Below are 16,914 nucleotides of genomic sequence, written 5' to 3'. Positions count from 1 at the left end.
GTTTAGCAGTAGGAGGTCTCTGATAAATAATAATGTTTTAGTGATAGAATTATCAAATAAGATATTTATCTTCGCTACCTAAATCTAAATGCAGAAAAACATCTAAAATGAAGAGAAGAACGTTTCTTAAATCATCACTATTAATGACTTCCGGATTAGGTTTTGATACTTATGCGAAAGAAGAAGCCAGTGAGGAGAGTGTGTCGATTGAAAAGCCACATGTTATTTTGATTATGACTGATCAACATCGTGGGGATGCTCTTGGCTGTATGGGAAATTCCGCTGTTATATCTCCTAATCTCGATCGTTTGGCGAAGGAGGGAACTTTGTTTGTAAATGGATATTCTGCTTCTCCGAGCAGTACGCCTGCCCGTGCCGGACTTTTGACCGGTATGTCGCCTTGGCATCATGGTATGCTGGGATATGGACAAGTTGCGGAAAAGTACACGTATGAGATGCCGCAAATGTTACGTAATCTCGGTTATTATACATTTGGTGTCGGAAAAATGCATTGGTTTCCGCAAAAGGCCCTTCATGGTTTTCATGCGACATTGATCGATGAAAGCGGACGTGTCGAATCGAAAGATTTTATTAGTGATTATCGGGAATGGTTTCAGCTTCATGCGCCAGGTGAGAATCCAGATTTGACAGGTATCGGTTGGAATGCTCATGGGGCTAGTATCTATAAATTGCCGGAAAAGTTACATCCGACAACGTGGACCGGTCAGACTGCTTGTGAATTGATTCGGAATTATAGTTGTGATAAACCTCTATTCTTGAAAGTTTCATTTGCACGTCCCCATAGTCCTTATGATCCTCCCAAGCGTTATCTGGATATGTATAGGGATGCCGATATACCCAAGCCGTCTCTCGGCGATTGGTGTGGCAAATATGCAGAACATTTGGATCCGGAAAAAGCGGCTCCAGACGCTCCTTTCGGCAATTTCGGGGATGAATATGCAGTCAAATCCCGGAGGCATTATTATGCGAATATAACCTTTATTGACGACCAGATCGGAGAGATTATTGAGACATTGAAGGAAAAGGGAATGTATGATAATGCGATAATTTGTTTTACGGCTGATCATGGAGATATGTTAGGCGATCATTATCATTGGAGAAAGACATATCCTTATGAAGGTTCAACTCATATCCCTTATATCGTGAAATGGCCTGCCGGAGTGTTTAAAACTATCCCTTCGGGTGCAAAGATCGAACAGCCGGTCGAACTTCGTGATTTTTTGCCTACCTTTATCGAGTTGGCAGGTGGAGCCGTTCCTCCCGATATGGATGGCAAATCTTTGTTGAAGCTGGTTCAGGGTAGGCAAAACGAGTGGCGTAAATATTTGGATATGGAACATGCCACTTGCTATAGTCCGGATAATTACTGGTGTGCATTGACTGATGGTAAGCTTAAATATGTCTGGAATTTCCATACTGGAAAAGAGGAGTTGTTCGATCTCCGGAAAGATCCGAAAGAATTGGTGGAATGTTCTGGTAAACCAGCTTATGCTGCCCGGCTTAAAGAAATGCGTCAGGCAATGGTTGATCATCTGGCGGAGCGCGGCGAAGCTTTCGTGAAAGACGGAAAGCTGGTCACACGGGAGACAACAATGCTTTATAGTCCTAATTATCCTCAAACAAAATGATTCGTATAAATTATTTAAACTGTGTATGTTATGATAAGAAAATGGAAACTCCTGTTTGTTGGAGTGAGTTGTATAATGGGTACAGCTATGGCACAAAATAATCCTATTTTATTGTTTCCGAAAGGTGCGCCAGGCGAAACAACCAAGTTGATAGAAAAGGCTGATACTGAAGGAGGAAAGACGGGAGGCGAAACGGTTCTTCGTATCACAAATGTAAGTGAACCGACAATTACTGTCTATCCGGCACCTGACGAAGTGGCAACAGGCGCCGCGGTTGTGGTTTGTCCGGGTGGTGGTTATAATATCCTGGCTTATGACTTAGAAGGCGACGAAGTCTGTGAATGGTTGAATAATTTGGGAGTTACTGCCGTTTTATTGAAATACCGGGTTCCCCGCCGTGAGGGTCGAGCTAAACATGAGGCCCCTTTGCAGGATGTGCAGCGTGCGATCGGATATGTCCGGGCTCATGCAGAGGAAATGAACCTAGACCCGCAGCGGATCGGAGTAATGGGATTCTCGGCCGGTGCCCATCTCTCGGCAATGGCAAGTAACAATTTCGATAAACGTACTTATCCGACCGTGGATGCAGCGGACAAAATAAGTTGTCGTCCAGATTTCTGCTTGTTGGTCTATCCTGCCTATCTGGATGGTGAAAATTTTCAGTTGGCTCCGGAGGTAAAAGTATCTTCTGCCACTCCTCCCACGATGATGATTCAGGCTGAAGACGATAAATCCTATATCAACAGTAGCCTTTTTTACTATTATGCATTGAAAGAAGCAGGTGTGCCTGCATGGATGCATTTATACAGCAAGGGTGGTCATGGCTACGGCTTAAGAGATACGGGTGCAGCCGTAAATGAATGGCCTGACAGGGCTGAAGACTGGTTCCGTGAGATTGGTGTGATAGAATAAAAAAACTAAATGGAGTACAAAGATCTCCGTTTTTTTGTATCTTTGTACTCACAAATCATGGGGATGACCGGTTTTGACAGCGGGTAGAAGTGGTTTGTAAGCATGTAGTGCGTGGTCGGCTTGCACTTAAATCTCAGACGGCGAACAATTAACTGGCGAAAATAATTACGCTCTCGCTGCTTAATCGAAGTACAGTAGATTCAAGCTTAATCCCTGCAAAAGTTGCGGGGACGTGACATCACCCGGATGCTGTGGCTCCGAAGCGTTCTGATCAGGTGGTGCAGCAATATCGGAGATAGTTTGAAGTAAGCCTCGGACTTCAAGCGAAACTTTAGAGGATAAGGTTCAAGTGGGTGGCTTCGGTCTTGCTTGTACCCGACAATCGAAGGCGAAGATAAACATGTAGAAAGCAGATTAGTTCCTCGTTTGGACGAGAGTTCGAATCTCTCCATCTCCACAGAAAAGGCTGGCAGTTCCGACTGCTGGCCTTTTTCATTATATATATTTGTCTATATTCTGAATTAACTTTGTTACTTGGACTTGGAAAGTTCTTTTCGTAAGTAGACCATATCTACTAATTGCTTGCCATCTTCGTACATCGGATGATCATAATTGTCGGTAAAGAAATTCTTGATACGATGCGAGTATCTGAATCCGTTATGTTCGTAGAAAGGGACGGTTAGCGGACTTTCGCCTGTGCCGACAAGCAGGGTATCGTATTTTCCCGCATAATGTTCGGAAATAAACCGGATCAATCTTTTGCCATATCCCTGTTTCTGATATTCTGGGACGGTTGCGATATTTTTGAGTTCGACAGTTCTGTCACCTTCATCTGTGACAACGCAAATAGCTCTTAATATATTCCGGTCGTACAAAGCAAACATTTCTCCCCGTTCGAGATAGAGGTCTATCATCGATTCCTGTTCATCGGCCAACAACAGGAGATCGAGGAAACGTTTTTTACGATGGAGGATGTGTCGGATTTCAAGGGAGCCATCCGAAACCTGTACGGTTATTTCATTGAGCGAAAGATGCAAGATTGGGAACGGGTTGCCGCTTGGATCAGTTTCATCTCTTCCTGCAATATCAAATCCTCTGTTTAAGTAGAAAGATGTAGCCTTCTCGTTTTGTTCGTTGACGTCTACTTTGAAGATCCGTCTGTTGTGAATGGCAAATTCGATTAACTGCTTGCCGTACCCTTTTCCTTGTTCTTCCGGATGGACGAAAAGCATTTCGATTAATTCGTCACTCAGCCCCATAAATGCGGCTATCCGGTTTTGCTCATTCCGGATGGTGTATAATTCGACAACCGGAATATATTTGTTCCGGACTAACGGCTTGAAGAACTGGATATCCTTTTCGGCCAGGAAATGATGTGTACTGCGGACGGAGGCCTCCCACACTTCTACCAATTCGTCTTTTAGCTTTTCTGACTCATCGGGACTAATTGCAGACCAATCTATTTTCTGTTGCATGGATTTCTAATAACAATGGATTTCTACTTATGGAAAAACTCTTGGAGCAGATGCCGGATAGCTGCTACCGGATGATATAGTATCATTCTGGGACCGGCAAAACGCATCACCTCTTGCATCTTTTTGCGCATATCCGGTTTGTAGCAATGAACGGGACATAACCGGCATGTCGTTTTCTTCTCTCCGAAAGGACAACGAGACAATCGCGCATGAGCATATTGCAAAAGCTCTTTACAATCCGGGCATAATTCCGTATGCCTTTCTTTCTGACGACAATAGAGACGGATCATGTGTTCGACGATCTCCTGTTCTTGTCGGATACGGGTTGATGACATATTCACTCTGTTCTTTTCTACAAATTTAGGCAAATCAACTTTATCTTCCAAGTTTAAATACTAGCGGGGCGAACTGGATGAATCTGTGGAAATATGCATGGGGAGGACGGAGTCCTGTTGCGCAAGTCGTCCGTCGCTCCCTATGAAGATCTTCTGAGGAACCTGGCAAATGCCGGTTTCTAATTCTTACTGATAAGATAAAGAACAATATTCAAATATGGCAGGCTCCTTTTCGTCCCCTTCATGGTAAAGTCCCGGACGTGCCACCCGATCCCAGCGAATAAGTGAGCGTATGGCTTCTTCTGATAGTCCGTGGTTCACCGGAGTCCATTGCCTGCCGTCTTTACTCCAGGCGAATTGATAGGGGAGCCCTTCTTTCACTTGCATACGCAGGTGCAATGCCATGCTGGGCAGTGGCAGATCGGCCAACTGTTGTTCCTTCCCTTCTCGGACCAACTTTATTTGCAATCGGTCGCCGACCGGGCCGTAAGCGATATAATAGCTATTATCTCCGTAAAGCGTGATCCCTTTCCAACTGCCGTTTTGGTTTGTTATGCCGGCATCCAATGTGTAGCCCGAAGATGCAGGACGAAGACAAAGCGCCTCTCCTGTTTTGCATTCCGGCTTGGGAGAACCACTCAGCCATAGTCTGCCCGCTTCGATTTTAGTTTGGACATTCGAGTACGGATAATTCCAACTCCATTCCGGGCGCAGGTCCGAATCGGCAAAATTATCGAAGAAACCGGTTATCGGTTCTTGCACGCAATCGGCAAAAGGCATCGGTCCGGTCAGGCGGGCATATTCGCCGGTGACGAAATAAGGCCAGTTGTCCTCTCCAAAACGTAATTCCTGGAGATGGGGCTGACGCCCTAAAAAGAAATCGCTGCCTTCCGAATAGGCGTGACATAGATAAAACATACGTCCGTCAGGTGTCGTTGTCAACGTGCCATGACCGATAGATTGTATCTCGTCGCTCCCGTGCAGGATCGGATTTCCTTCATACTTTTCATAAGGCCCTTCGAGCTTCTTCGAGCGGGCGACAGCTACGGCATAGTCGCTATTGGGACCGCAACAACCATTAATCGCATAGATCAGATAATAGTAACCGTTCTTTTTGAACCAGTGCTGTCCTTCCATTCCTGCACGTTCGTCGTCGCGAAGCAGGCTGAACGGCTTGCCGGTCAATTTCAACCCGTCCGGAGTCAACTTGCTGGCGAGAAGTTCGATCGGCCGGTTGTCCAGCCCATAGGCTTTCCAACTGATGTATAAATCACCCTTGTCTTCGAGGATAAAGGCATCGATCGCTTCCGTCCCGAATTCGACAATCGGTCCATGATCTTTGAATTTACCTGTCGGAGAGTCGGATGTGGCTACCCCGATGTAGGAAGTATTGTTCGACTTCTTCCGTGCAGTATAGTATACATACACCTTGCCGTTATGATAATACCATTCCGGAGCCCAGAACGACGACTTGGTCCATTCCGGCTGCTGCTCGAATACGTGTCCGGTCTGTTTCCAGTTGACCAGGTCTTTAGAAGTGAATACCGGATAGTAGGGAGCCCATTCGGAGGAAGTCCCTGTTGCATAATAAGTATCGTCAATCCGTATGATGGACGGGTCGGCGACGTCCCCGCGAATAACGGGATTAGTGAAATAGGTCTGTTTCTGGGCCATACTTGCGCCGGAATACAGAACCGAGCCTAATAAGGCGATGACGAGTCTGTTCATGGTCTGTTAAAACACTAATTATTAATTGGTCTAAAATTGATGGTTACAAATCTACTGGATAAAACGGAGCTGTCCAAAAAAATCCTTTACTTTTGCCGGATAAAACGTTTTGATTCGGAAAAAGCATGGACAAACTTCACTATTTTGCAGATTCGATTTCCCTTCTCTCTCTACCGGAAAAGTTCACCTATCCGTTTCATTATACCCCGCATCCCCTTTGTGTGGCAGCAGCAGGAGAAGTCGGGCGTTATTTGGAGGCAAAAGGAGAATGGCAGGAGGAATTGCGGAAAGGAAAGATGTTCGGTGTTTTGATCGTTCGCACAGGCGGGGGGAAGGTCGGCTATCTGGCAGCCTTTTCCGGTATCCTGGCAGGGAAAAACCAACACGCTTATTTCGTGCCTCCAGTCTATGACGTGCAGGAGCCGGACGGCTTTTTCAGGATCGAAGAGGAGCAGATATCGGGAATCAACAGGCGGATCGAGGAATTGCAGGAGGAGGAGCGATATAAGGATTGCAAGCGACGGTTGGCTGACGAGACGATCTTTGCCGGACAGGTTTTGGACGAGATGCGCTGCCGGATGAAAGCGGCTAAGGCAGAACGTGACCGGCAGCGTTCGACCGCCACATTAGGCAATCCGGAATGGCTGATCCGCGAAAGCCAGTTCCAGAAAGCAGAACTAAAACGGCAGAAACAATATTGGAAGAACCGCCTTGCCTCCTTACAAGCAGAAATAGAGGCGTACGATATGGAGATCGAGCGTCTCAGGACGGAACGCAAGACCCGCTCGGCCGCCCTCCAGCAATGGCTTTTCAAGCAATTTCGCATGCTGAACGCCCTTGGTGAGGAACAGGATTTGTGCGACCTGTTTAAGGATACCGTTCAGAAGACGCCGCCAGCAGGTGCGGGCGAGTGTGCGGCTCCCAAGTTGCTGCAATATGCTTATCGGAATGGCTGGCAACCTCTTGCTATGGCTGAATTCTGGTGGGGAGATTCTCCGAAAAACGAGATCCGCCGTCATGGATATTATTATCCGGCCTGCAAAGGAAAATGCGGACCTATCCTGAAGCATATGTTGCAAGGCCTCGACGTCGAGGAAAACCCGTTGGAGACGGATGTGCACCGGGATGCGGAATTGGAAATCGTGTATGAAGACGAATCGTTGTTGGTGGTAAACAAACCGGCCGGAATGTTGTCGGTTCCCGGAAAGTCGGATGTCGACTCTGTCTATCAGCGAGTGAGACGGATGTATCCCGGAGCGACCGGACCGATGGTCGTGCATCGCTTAGATATGGCAACATCCGGTCTGATGCTCGTTGCCAAGACAAAGGAAGTGCACCAGAACTTGCAGGCACAGTTTAAAAACCGGACGGTGTGCAAACGGTATGTCGCCTGGTTGGATGGTATTGTGGAGGAAAAAGAAGGACATCTCGAACTCCCCCTCCGCCCGGACCCGGAAGATCGGCCGAGGCAGGTGGTCGATGTAGTTCATGGGAAACCTGCTGTGACTGATTATCGTGTGCTGCGATATGGCGGATGTAAAGGCGGTTTGCGAACTACCCCTACGGTCGTCTCTTTTGTTCCGAAAACCGGGCGTACCCATCAATTGCGTGTCCATTCGGCTCATCCGCTTGGTCTGAATGCTCCGATAGTAGGGGATGAGTTGTATGGCAAGAAAGCAGACCGCCTGTATCTGCATGCCGAATATTTGGGATTTACACATCCTGTCTCCGGGGTGTATATGGAAGTGGAGAAGGAAGCCGGCTTCGATGATCTTTTATAGTTGTGCCACGATTTTTCCATGCCATTGGCACAACCGTTCCCTCGGCATGGCACAACCGTTTCCTGCCTAGGGAACGACAGTTTCATGCTATGGTAACAGTTGTGTCATGCCTATGTAACGGTTGTGTTATGCTGATGGTAGAACTATTTTCATTCGAGATAAATCATTTTCTTCGTCATCCCTCCGTCGATCGTTACGTTCTCGCCGTTCATAAAGTCGTTTTCCTCCTGGCAGATGAACAGGCACATACGGGCGATGTCTTCCGGGCGGCCTACTCGCCCCGATGGATGTTGGGCGTGGTCTTCCGGACGGAGTTGTTCGTAGTCGCGCGTCTCGATCCAGCCCGGTGAGATCGAATTGACTGTGATATGCCACTCGGCAAGCGAGAGTGCAAGGGCGTGTGTCAGTGAATAGATGCCGCCTTTGGATGCCGCATAACCTTCGCTGCCAGGTTCGCTCATCAGGTAGCGGGTAGAGCAGATATTGACGATCCGACCGAACGGATTGGGTGATTCCTGTGACTGGCGGTGAATGGCCAATCTGCGTGAAGTGATGAAAGCCGGGCGCAGGTTGATGGACAATATCCGGTCGAAATCTTCCACACTGGTCTCTGTGATCGGGGAGAAACAACTGATTCCCGCATTGTTGATCACGATATCGATATCGCCCCATTCCTCGAAGATCTGCTGCATACAGTTTTCCAGTGCTTCCCGGTCGCTTACATCGACATGAAAAAAAGAGGTTCCGGTCTGCAACGCCGTCTCTTTACCAGCCGCCTCTCCCACGTCGCAGAACGCCACGCGGTGTCCGGCGGAACGGAACGTTTTTACAATCGCTTTGCCTATACCTTCCGCCCCTCCTGTCACAAAGACTCTCCTGGTTTTGTGGTGGGAGGCTGCTTTCCTGCTGTTGTATGGGCGGGAAGCGTGTCCCTCCTTGCGGGATTTGTATTCTTCGTATTTCTTTTCCAGATAATTGTCTGCCATGATCTAATTGAATATTTTCGATAAAAAAGATTTTAATAAATAGCAATTTTGATGACACCATCCAGTTTGTTTTCAAAAACGCGATAGGCTTCCTCGATCTCGTTCAGTGCAAAGCGGTGGGTGATAAGGGGAGTGGTGTCTATCTTGCCTTCTTCGATCAGCCGAAGAATCTCTGCACAATCACAACCGTCTACTCCACCAGTTTTGAAAATCAAGTTCTTTCCGTACATATCCGGTAAAGGGAAAATCAAAGGCTTGTCGTAAAGAGCCACGATCGTGACTATTGCATTTGGACGAGCGCACTCCCACGCCATCCGGAAGCTGTCTTCGGTTCCTGCTACTTCCAGAACAACATCTGCTCCGCCGTGGTCACTGTTTTCGAGTACAAATTCCTTACAGTTGTCAGGAGTCGTGATCAATATATCAGGATAATGTTCGCGGATAAACCGAACTCTTTCAGGAGACTTCTCACAGACAATGATATGCTTCGGATTCTTCAGTATCGAGCAGAGCAATGTACAAATTCCGGTAGGCCCTGCACCGATGATGAGGACAGTATCTTCCTCCGTGATTTCCGAGATGCGAGTGGCCCAAAAGCCTGTGGCAAGTACGTCTCCGACAAACAGCGCCTGCTCGTCACTGACCGTATCGGGAATACGGTTCAGGCCTTGCTCGGCATAGGGTACTCTGACATATTCCGCCTGCCCTCCGTCGATACGGCAACCTAACGCCCAACCCCCGTTGGGATCGGTGCAATTATTGACATATCCGCGATGACAAAAGAAGCACTTCCCGCAGAACGTCTCGACATTCACACTTACTCTGTCTCCAGGTTTGACTGATGTGACGTTCGTTCCCACTTCTTCGACGATACCTACCATTTCATGGCCGACTGTTATTCCGGGTACCGCACGCGGTACACTTCCATGCTTGATGTGCAGGTCACTGGTGCAGATGCTACCGAGGGTCACACGTACGATCGCATCCCGGGCATCCGTAATTTTAGGTTTCGGTTTTTCTCTTAAACCGAATTTACCCTTTTGAAGATATGTATATGCCAGCATGATATTTTTTTGTTGATTAATTGATACTTTGAAAGACAAAGATAGTGATTTCATGAATTGTAATCCTATAAATTTTTTTGTCAATCCGGACAAAAGATTTACCTTTGTTGTATGCTTAGAATTGTAACACATATTGAACGTTTGCTTTTGGTGCATGATTGTGTGATTGTACCGAAGTTCGGAGGTTTTGTTCTGCAGGCTGTTCCGGCTGTGCAGCATATGGAGGAACATACGTTTCGTCCTTTGAGAAAAGAGATCGGCTTCAATATGACGCTGCAACATAATGACGGACTTTTGCCTGAATCGTATATGCAGATGTATGCGGTGAGCTATCGTCAGGCCGGGCTGATGCTGGAAGAAGATGTGGAGGATATGAAGAGCACCCTGAAACAATATGGAAAGTTGTCATTAGGAGTGTTAGGCTCGTTCAGCATAGGAGAAGAGGGGCAGATGATTTTCCATCCGGGTGAAACCGATCTGTTCAGTGTCGGTTCGTATGGCTTGCCCGTTTTCCATTTCCCGGCTCTCGCACCGATAGAGGTGGAGCGGGAAGAAGTGGCTCTTCTTACATCCAAAAAAGCAAGGAAAGATACTCTTTATATTCCGATTAGTCGCAAACTTCTCCGTACGGCGGCGGCTTCGGCTGCTGCAGTGGCATTATTCCTGCTGGTTTCCACTCCGGTTAAAGATGTCAACCAAGAGGCTTATACAGCCAGTTTTGTTCCGACCGGGATGGTCGTGCAAAAACCGGTTCTTTCTGAAGTAGTTTTGCCCGGTAGTATTGCGGCAGAAACAAAAATGAAGCAGGAGCCGTCGGAAGAGGTGATGGCACGTGAAGTGAAAAAAGTTGAGCCGGCTCCGGTTTCGGAAAAGAAAGCGCCCCAGTCCAAGCCTGTGGTTGCCCAGCCTAAAAAAATGTATCATATCGTAATAGCCAGTTTTCCTTCAGAATCGCAGGCGGACGAATTTATTGCCGGTGTAGACCGTAACGAATGCAAGCATGTCAGCAAGGTTGTTCGCGACGGGAAGTATCGTATTTATGCGGATAAGTTCGATAATCGCGAAGCTGCGGAATCTTATATGCGGACTCTCCGTTCCAATCCGAAATATAAGGATGCGTGGTTGTTTATCAGCCGTTGATTTATATTCTATTAAAAAAGAAATATCCTTCGGATGAAAAGTCGTTTTCTACCGAAGGATATTTAAAAAACGTCCGGACAGGTTTTCGTTATTATTGTTTTCTACTCTTTATCTTTCTCTTCAGATTTTGGTTTTCGTTTCTTTTTGATCCGTCCAGCCTTGCGTAAGGCTTGATCCAAAATGTATTGTATCTGGCCGTTTGTGCTCCGAAATTCATCGACAGCCCAAGCTTCGATTGCTTCCATCATTTCTGCGTCCACACGCAATATGAAACTCTTGGTCGCATTTCCATTTTCCTTTTTGGCCATATTTTAGTATTACTGTATTAAATTACTGATATAAAGTGCCTGTATTGACTACAGGCTGTGCGGATATCCAAGTTCCGAATACACCGTATAAGCTTTCATAATGATTTTTATTTGATATTATTTTGATATCACAAAGTAAAGCAAAGTTCCGGACTTCTGCAAATAAATTATGAACTTTTTATAAGTAGATATATAAAATATTCTATAGCTTTGTCTACTCAAAAATTACACGATTGGAATTTCAGTTAGATACAGATAATAAGGAGTTTCAGGATGCCCTGCAACTGATCACTCATACACGCCAGTCCGTCTTCCTGACAGGGAAGGCCGGGACGGGTAAATCCACGTTCTTGAAATACATCTGCGCACATACGAAAAAGAAATATGTTGTATTGGCACCGACAGGTATAGCGGCGATTAATGCGGAAGGGGTGACGCTTCATTCTTTTTTTAAATTACCCTTTCGCCCGATGTTGCCCGATGATCCTGATTTGAGTCTGAAGAACGGACGTATTTTTGAGTTCTTCAAATACAGGAAAGAACATCGGAAGTTGATTTCGGAAGTGGAATTGATCATTATCGACGAGATTTCGATGGTGCGGGCAGATATCATCGATTGTGTTGACCGGATCTTACGTGTCTTTTCCGGTAATATGCGTTTGCCGTTCGGAGGCAAGCAATTGCTGTTTGTCGGCGATGTCTTCCAGTTGGAGCCGGTGGTCCCTTCCGACCAGAAGGAAATATTAAGTCTCTTCTATGCCAGCCCGTTCTTCTTTTCGGCCCGTGTCTTCAAGGATATAAATCTGGTCCCGATAGAATTGCAGAAAGTGTACCGGCAGACAGATCCGGTATTTATCAATATTTTGGACCGTATTCGTAGCAATGCCGCCCGGAAACAGGAGTTGGATACTCTGAATGCTCGTTATTTCCCGGATTTTACTCCTCGGAACGAAGATATGTATATTACGCTTGCCACCCGGCGGGATCAGGTGGATTTTATCAATGAACGGAAGTTGAAGGAATTGCCTGGTGAAGAGTTTGTCTTTCACGGCAAGATCGAAGGTGATTTTCCCGAATCGTCTTTACCGACACAATTGAACCTGTCCATCAAGGAGCAGGCCCAGGTCATCTTTATCGATAATGATTATGAACGTCGTTGGGTCAATGGTACGATCGGTATGGTGTCGGGGATCGACGAGAATGGAAATGTCTACGTCCTGTTGGAGGATGGGAGGGAATATCTGGTCGAACCGACTTCCTGGCGCAACTATAAATATAAGTACAATGAAAAGGAGAAAAAGGTCGAAGAGGAAATTGTCGGTACTTTCGAGCAGTTGCCGATTCGTCTTGCCTGGGCGATCACCGTGCATAAGAGCCAGGGGTTAACGTTCAGCCGTGTTGTGGTAGATTTGACAGGCGGCGTGTTTGCAGGCGGCCAGACATATGTCGCATTAAGCCGTTGTACGTCTCTGGAAGGGCTGGTGCTGAAAAGTAGGATTTCTCCGCATGACATTTTTGTGCGGAAAGAAATTGTCCAGTTCAGCCAGATGTTTAATGACCGGCAACTGATTGAAAAAAGTTTGCGTGAAAGTGAGGCGGAATTGTTGTATGCACGTGCCGCCCATAGTTTTAAATCCGGCAATGTGAAAGAGACAGTTGAGGCCTTCGTGGCTGCCGTCAGTAAGCGGAATGAGTTGGAAAAACCGGAAGTACAACGATTGCTCCGTATGAAATTGCAGACTATGAACACCGGGCGGGAACAGATCAAAAAACTCAGGGAGGAGATACACGCCCAGCGGGAGATTCAGAAAGAATATGCCCATGAATACTATTTGATGGGGAATGAATGTATCACGAAAGCCCACGATCTGAATGCGGCTATCCGCTCTTTCGACAAGGCGCTCAAGCTTTATCCTGAGTTTGTGGATGCTTGGGTGCGTAAAGGAGTGACTCTTCTCGATTTGGGTGACGGCTTCCAGGCGGTTACTTGTCTGAACGAAGCTGTGCGGCTGAATCCGAAATCATTTAAAGCGCGTTATAATCGTGGAAAATCTTATCTTCAACTGAAATATTATGACGAGGCCGTTTCTGACTTTATGAAAGCTGTCGACTTGAAGCCGAAGCACGCTGCAGCCCATGAATATCTTGCCGAAGCATTTCTTCATATAGGGGAGGAAGAGCTGGCGCGACAGCATCAGGATATTGCCGATGAGCTTCGCAACGAAAATAAAAATTAATAAGTTGTCGTTAATTTTATACAGAAATGTAATAAAAGCGTGATTATAAGGTTGTATCTTTGTGGTGCAATGTTAAAATTCGTAGAGGGTATTCATTAAAAACAAATTTCTGTATGAAAAAAGTTATCTGCTTTTTTGTATGTGTTTTGATATGCATAGGGTTCTCCGTGAAAGCTCAGGTGACAACTTCTGCACTGAGCGGAAAAATTATCGACGATCAAAATGAGTATGTGATAGGGGCTACGGTGGTGGCAGTACATGAACCGTCCGGAACCATGTATGGGGCGGTGACGAATATGGATGGCCGTTACACGATCCAGGGGATGCGTACCGGAGGTCCCTATAAAGTGGAAATTTCCTATGTCGGTTATAAAAAAGCTGTTTTTACGGATATCAGGCTGGAGCTGGGCAATACATATATCCTGAATGCAACCTTGTATCCCAATTCGGAGCAATTGGGCGAAGTGATTGTCACTGCTGATGCAAAAGCGAATATCGGTGCATCCGAAAATTTTTCTACAGGAAGGATACAGGGGACTCCGACAGTCGACCGTAATATATATGATGTCGTAAAGAATATGCCGATGGCCATGATTTCCAAAAACGGAGGGATCACGTTTGCCGGTTCCAATAACCGGTATAACAGTTTCCAGATCGACGGCACGGTGAGCAATGATGTTTTCGGACTGGCCCCGTCGGGTACAAACGGTGGTCAGACGAATGCCAACCCGATTTCGATGGATGCCATCCAGGAAATCCAAGTGGTGGTAGCTCCTTTCGATGTCCGCCAGAGCGGTTTTACCGGAGGGGGCATCAATGCAATTACCAAACAGGGAAACAACACATATCATGCATCGGTCTATTCCTATTTTACAAATGAAGGTCTTTACGGAAAATACAATGCTTATAAAGACAACATAAAAGATAAGTTGACGGAACAGTCCACAAAAACTTTTGGTGGGACATTGAGCGGTCCTATCATCAAAGACAAACTGTTCTTCTTTGCTAATGCCGAAAACCGCAAGGAATCTTACCCCTCGCGTTTTTATGCCGGATATGACGAGAAAGGTTTTTCTACCGATATGGCACAGAAAATCGCCGATAAGTATGAAGAATATACCGGAATCCGGGAGAGCTTCGGATCACGCGATGTAGATCAGAGGGCCTTTAATTTCTTAGGACGTATCGACTGGAATATCGACCGGAACAATAAACTGGCTTTCCGTTATCAGTATAATAACTCATACGATGACATTTTTAGCCCGTCGAGCACGACCTACTTTTTTAACGGGAGTGGTTACCGGATGAAAAATAAAACGAATTCGTTTGTGGCCGAGTGGAACTCCCATTGGAGCGATGTCTTGTATAACGAGTTTCGTGCAGGTGTTACGACAGTCCGGGATGAACGCCAGGTGGCTTACCAGGGACCGAACGTAAAGATTAACGGTAGTGATAACAGCGGAACAAACAATACGACGGTCAATATCGGTACGGAGTATTCTTCAGGAGCAAACGCCCTGGATCAGGATATTTACACATTTGAGGACAATCTTTCCTGGTATGAGGGAAATCATACTTTTACCTTCGGTACGCACAATGAAATCTTCCGGATGAAGAATCTCTTTATCCAGGCCGTTACCGGTTCCTGGGAGTTCGGTTCGATGGACGCATTCTTGAACGACAGTCCTTCTAAATATGTATTCAAGTATACGGACCCCGATGTGACGGGCGGTAACTATCGCTATACACCTATTATTAAAGCCGGTCAGTTCGGTTTCTATGCACAGGACAAATGGGATGTTGCCGATAATTTCTCACTGACTTACGGTTTACGTTTCGATATCCCTTTGTTGTTTAATGATCCGACAGTCAATCATGAGTTCAATGAATATGCCGCAAGCAAAAATATTAAGGAAAGAGTAGGAGAAATGCCCGGAGCCAAAGTGATGGTCTCTCCCCGTTTGGGATTCCGCTGGTATACGGATGACAGCCGGACTACCTTGATTCGTGGTGGACTGGGGCTGTTTACGGGACGTGTTCCTTTTGTATGGCTTTCCAATGCTTATAATAATACTGGGGTTGAGCAGAAAGGTACGACTATCTTTGCTTCCGGCTCGACTTCTGCCCCTTCGTTGGGACAATATGCGGATGACCCGATCGGTGCCATGAATTCCCAAAAGGGAAGTCCTGCGACTCCCGATATCGTGACCGTGTCCAAAGACTTTAAATATCCGCAGGTTTTCCGTATGAACTTAGCCTTGGAACGAGTCTTGCCCGGTGATGTGAAGATGACTTTGGAAGGGCTGTATTCCAAGACATTCAATAACGTATATTTCGAGAACCTGGCATTATCGGGCAATGCCAAAGTCTATGCCGTTCCGGGTGTGGAAACTTCCGCCACTCCTTATTACTCCGTAGACAAGAAGTATTTCAGCATTACCAATCTGAAAAATACGAATATGGGATATACCTATTCTCTGTCTGCGTTGTTTGAAAAGAATTTCCATTTCGGTTTGGATTTGGTTGCTTCTTATACGTTCGGGCATTCCAAATCGGTGTATGACGGAACCTCCTCTGTGGCTTATTCCAACTGGAAATATAATTATGCGGTAGATTCCAACAACCCCGGTCTGGCTTATTCCATGTTCGATATACCTCATCGTGTGATGGTTTCTGTCGGTTATCGTACCCCCCGCTATGCCAAAGGTTTTATGGCGACTACCGTCTCTCTTGTCTATAACGGCTACGTGGGACAGCGTTACAGTCTGACAATGAACGAATCCTACTACGATGCAGAGAAAAAGAAAACGGTCTATATCGACTACAACGGTGATGGTTTCGGGGGAAACTCATTGCTTTATATCCCGACTGAAGACGAACTGCAGAAGATGGACTTCAAGACGGAAGAAGACCGTCAGAAGTTTAACGAGTGGATCGAAGGCGACAGCTATGCAAAGAAACATCGTGGAGCGTACGCCATGCGTAACTCCAATTCGGCTCCGTGGGAAAACCGGGTCGACCTGCATGTGGCGCAGGATATTTTCGTACTGAAAGACCGTGGCAGCAAATTTCAGGTGACATTCGACGTTACGAACTTTGCCAACATGTTGAATAAGAAATGGGGAACCACTTACACCGCTGCCTATAATGTAATGCCTTTGCAGGTAATCGGGAATAAGAAGGGGGAAGATGGCAACTATACAAACACGTATGCTTATAATTCGAGGAATACGATTACCAAGAATGATATCTTGTCCCGCTGGCATGCCCAGATTGGTTGTAAATATATTTTCTAAACC

At 46.3% G+C, this 16,914-nt stretch carries 12 protein-coding genes, 1 other RNA gene and 1 pseudogene; 7 read left to right on the top strand and 7 right to left on the bottom strand.

All coding sequences use genetic code 11. The features are described 5' to 3' along the window. Positions 1 to 143: 143 nt before the first annotated feature. From NQ564_RS11985 to ssrA, 3 genes are all read left to right on the top strand, one after another. A complete protein-coding gene (locus NQ564_RS11985; protein WP_008151501.1) occupies positions 144 to 1,649 on the top strand; it encodes an arylsulfatase in 1,506 nt (501 codons plus the stop codon). A gap of 30 nt (positions 1,650 to 1,679) precedes the next feature. Next, on the top strand, positions 1,680 to 2,561 hold the full coding sequence (locus NQ564_RS11980; protein WP_008151499.1) for an alpha/beta hydrolase: 882 nt from the start codon (positions 1,680 to 1,682) through the stop codon (positions 2,559 to 2,561). A 59-nt stretch (positions 2,562 to 2,620) separates the two neighbouring features. Next, positions 2,621 to 3,021, top strand: a transfer-messenger RNA (tmRNA) gene (ssrA, locus tag NQ564_RS11975). A 70-nt stretch (positions 3,022 to 3,091) separates the two neighbouring features. Here the strand turns inward: ssrA and NQ564_RS11970 are convergent. The 4 genes and pseudogenes from NQ564_RS11970 to NQ564_RS11955 all read right to left on the bottom strand — a co-directional run bounded on the left by NQ564_RS11970 (position 3,092) and on the right by NQ564_RS11955 (position 6,099). Then, positions 3,092 to 3,544 carry a GNAT family N-acetyltransferase gene (locus tag NQ564_RS11970; protein WP_370009128.1) on the bottom strand — a complete coding sequence of 151 codons (453 nt, stop codon included), beginning with the start codon at positions 3,542 to 3,544 and terminating at the stop codon, positions 3,092 to 3,094. 156 nt (positions 3,545 to 3,700) lie between these two features. Further along, positions 3,701 to 3,793 (bottom strand): annotated as a pseudogene (locus NQ564_RS19415) (GNAT family N-acetyltransferase); the annotation flags it as partial. Positions 3,794 to 4,059: 266 nt separating this feature from the next. After that, positions 4,060 to 4,371: a nitrous oxide-stimulated promoter family protein gene (locus NQ564_RS11960; RefSeq protein ID WP_021861866.1), complete on the bottom strand. Its 312-nt coding sequence runs from the start codon at positions 4,369 to 4,371 to the stop codon at positions 4,060 to 4,062. A gap of 186 nt (positions 4,372 to 4,557) precedes the next feature. Next, positions 4,558 to 6,099, bottom strand: coding sequence for a family 43 glycosylhydrolase (locus NQ564_RS11955; RefSeq protein ID WP_008151494.1), 1,542 nt, complete (start codon positions 6,097 to 6,099; stop codon positions 4,558 to 4,560). 125 nt (positions 6,100 to 6,224) lie between these two features. Between NQ564_RS11955 and NQ564_RS11950 the strand changes: the two genes are divergently transcribed. Next, positions 6,225 to 7,880 (top strand): RluA family pseudouridine synthase, encoded by a 1,656-nt coding sequence (locus NQ564_RS11950; protein WP_008151493.1) that lies wholly within the window; start codon positions 6,225 to 6,227, stop codon positions 7,878 to 7,880. Positions 7,881 to 8,029: 149 nt separating this feature from the next. On the opposite strand, the gene NQ564_RS11945 is transcribed toward NQ564_RS11950, so the two are convergent. Both NQ564_RS11945 and NQ564_RS11940 read right to left on the bottom strand, forming a co-directional pair. After that, positions 8,030 to 8,866 (bottom strand): SDR family NAD(P)-dependent oxidoreductase, encoded by an 837-nt coding sequence (locus NQ564_RS11945; protein WP_008151491.1) that lies wholly within the window; start codon positions 8,864 to 8,866, stop codon positions 8,030 to 8,032. A 32-nt stretch (positions 8,867 to 8,898) separates the two neighbouring features. Then, positions 8,899 to 9,930: an alcohol dehydrogenase gene (locus tag NQ564_RS11940; RefSeq protein ID WP_039848302.1), complete on the bottom strand. Its 1,032-nt coding sequence runs from the start codon at positions 9,928 to 9,930 to the stop codon at positions 8,899 to 8,901. 111 nt (positions 9,931 to 10,041) lie between these two features. Between NQ564_RS11940 and NQ564_RS11935 the strand changes: the two genes are divergently transcribed. Next, entirely contained in the window at positions 10,042 to 11,070 is a 1,029-nt protein-coding gene (locus NQ564_RS11935; protein ID WP_021862200.1) for an HU domain-containing protein, read from the top strand. A gap of 101 nt (positions 11,071 to 11,171) precedes the next feature. Here NQ564_RS11935 and NQ564_RS11930 read toward each other — a convergent pair whose 3' ends face one another. Next, complete coding sequence (locus NQ564_RS11930) at positions 11,172 to 11,378, bottom strand: Arc family DNA-binding protein (protein ID WP_008151485.1); 207 nt, start codon at positions 11,376 to 11,378, stop codon at positions 11,172 to 11,174. A gap of 233 nt (positions 11,379 to 11,611) precedes the next feature. On the opposite strand from NQ564_RS11930, the gene NQ564_RS11925 reads away from it, so the two are divergent. Then, positions 11,612 to 13,615, top strand: coding sequence for a tetratricopeptide repeat protein (locus tag NQ564_RS11925; protein WP_008151483.1), 2,004 nt, complete (start codon positions 11,612 to 11,614; stop codon positions 13,613 to 13,615). 113 nt (positions 13,616 to 13,728) lie between these two features. Continuing rightward, entirely contained in the window at positions 13,729 to 16,911 is a 3,183-nt protein-coding gene (locus tag NQ564_RS11920; protein WP_008151481.1) for a TonB-dependent receptor, read from the top strand. Positions 16,912 to 16,914: the final 3 nt, after the last annotated feature.

The organism is Parabacteroides johnsonii DSM 18315, assembly GCF_025151045.1.
Taxonomy (GTDB): Bacteria; Bacteroidota; Bacteroidia; order Bacteroidales; family Tannerellaceae; genus Parabacteroides; species Parabacteroides johnsonii.
Note: the sequence above shows the minus strand (reverse complement) of the source record. Positions and strands in the feature narration are given on the sequence as shown.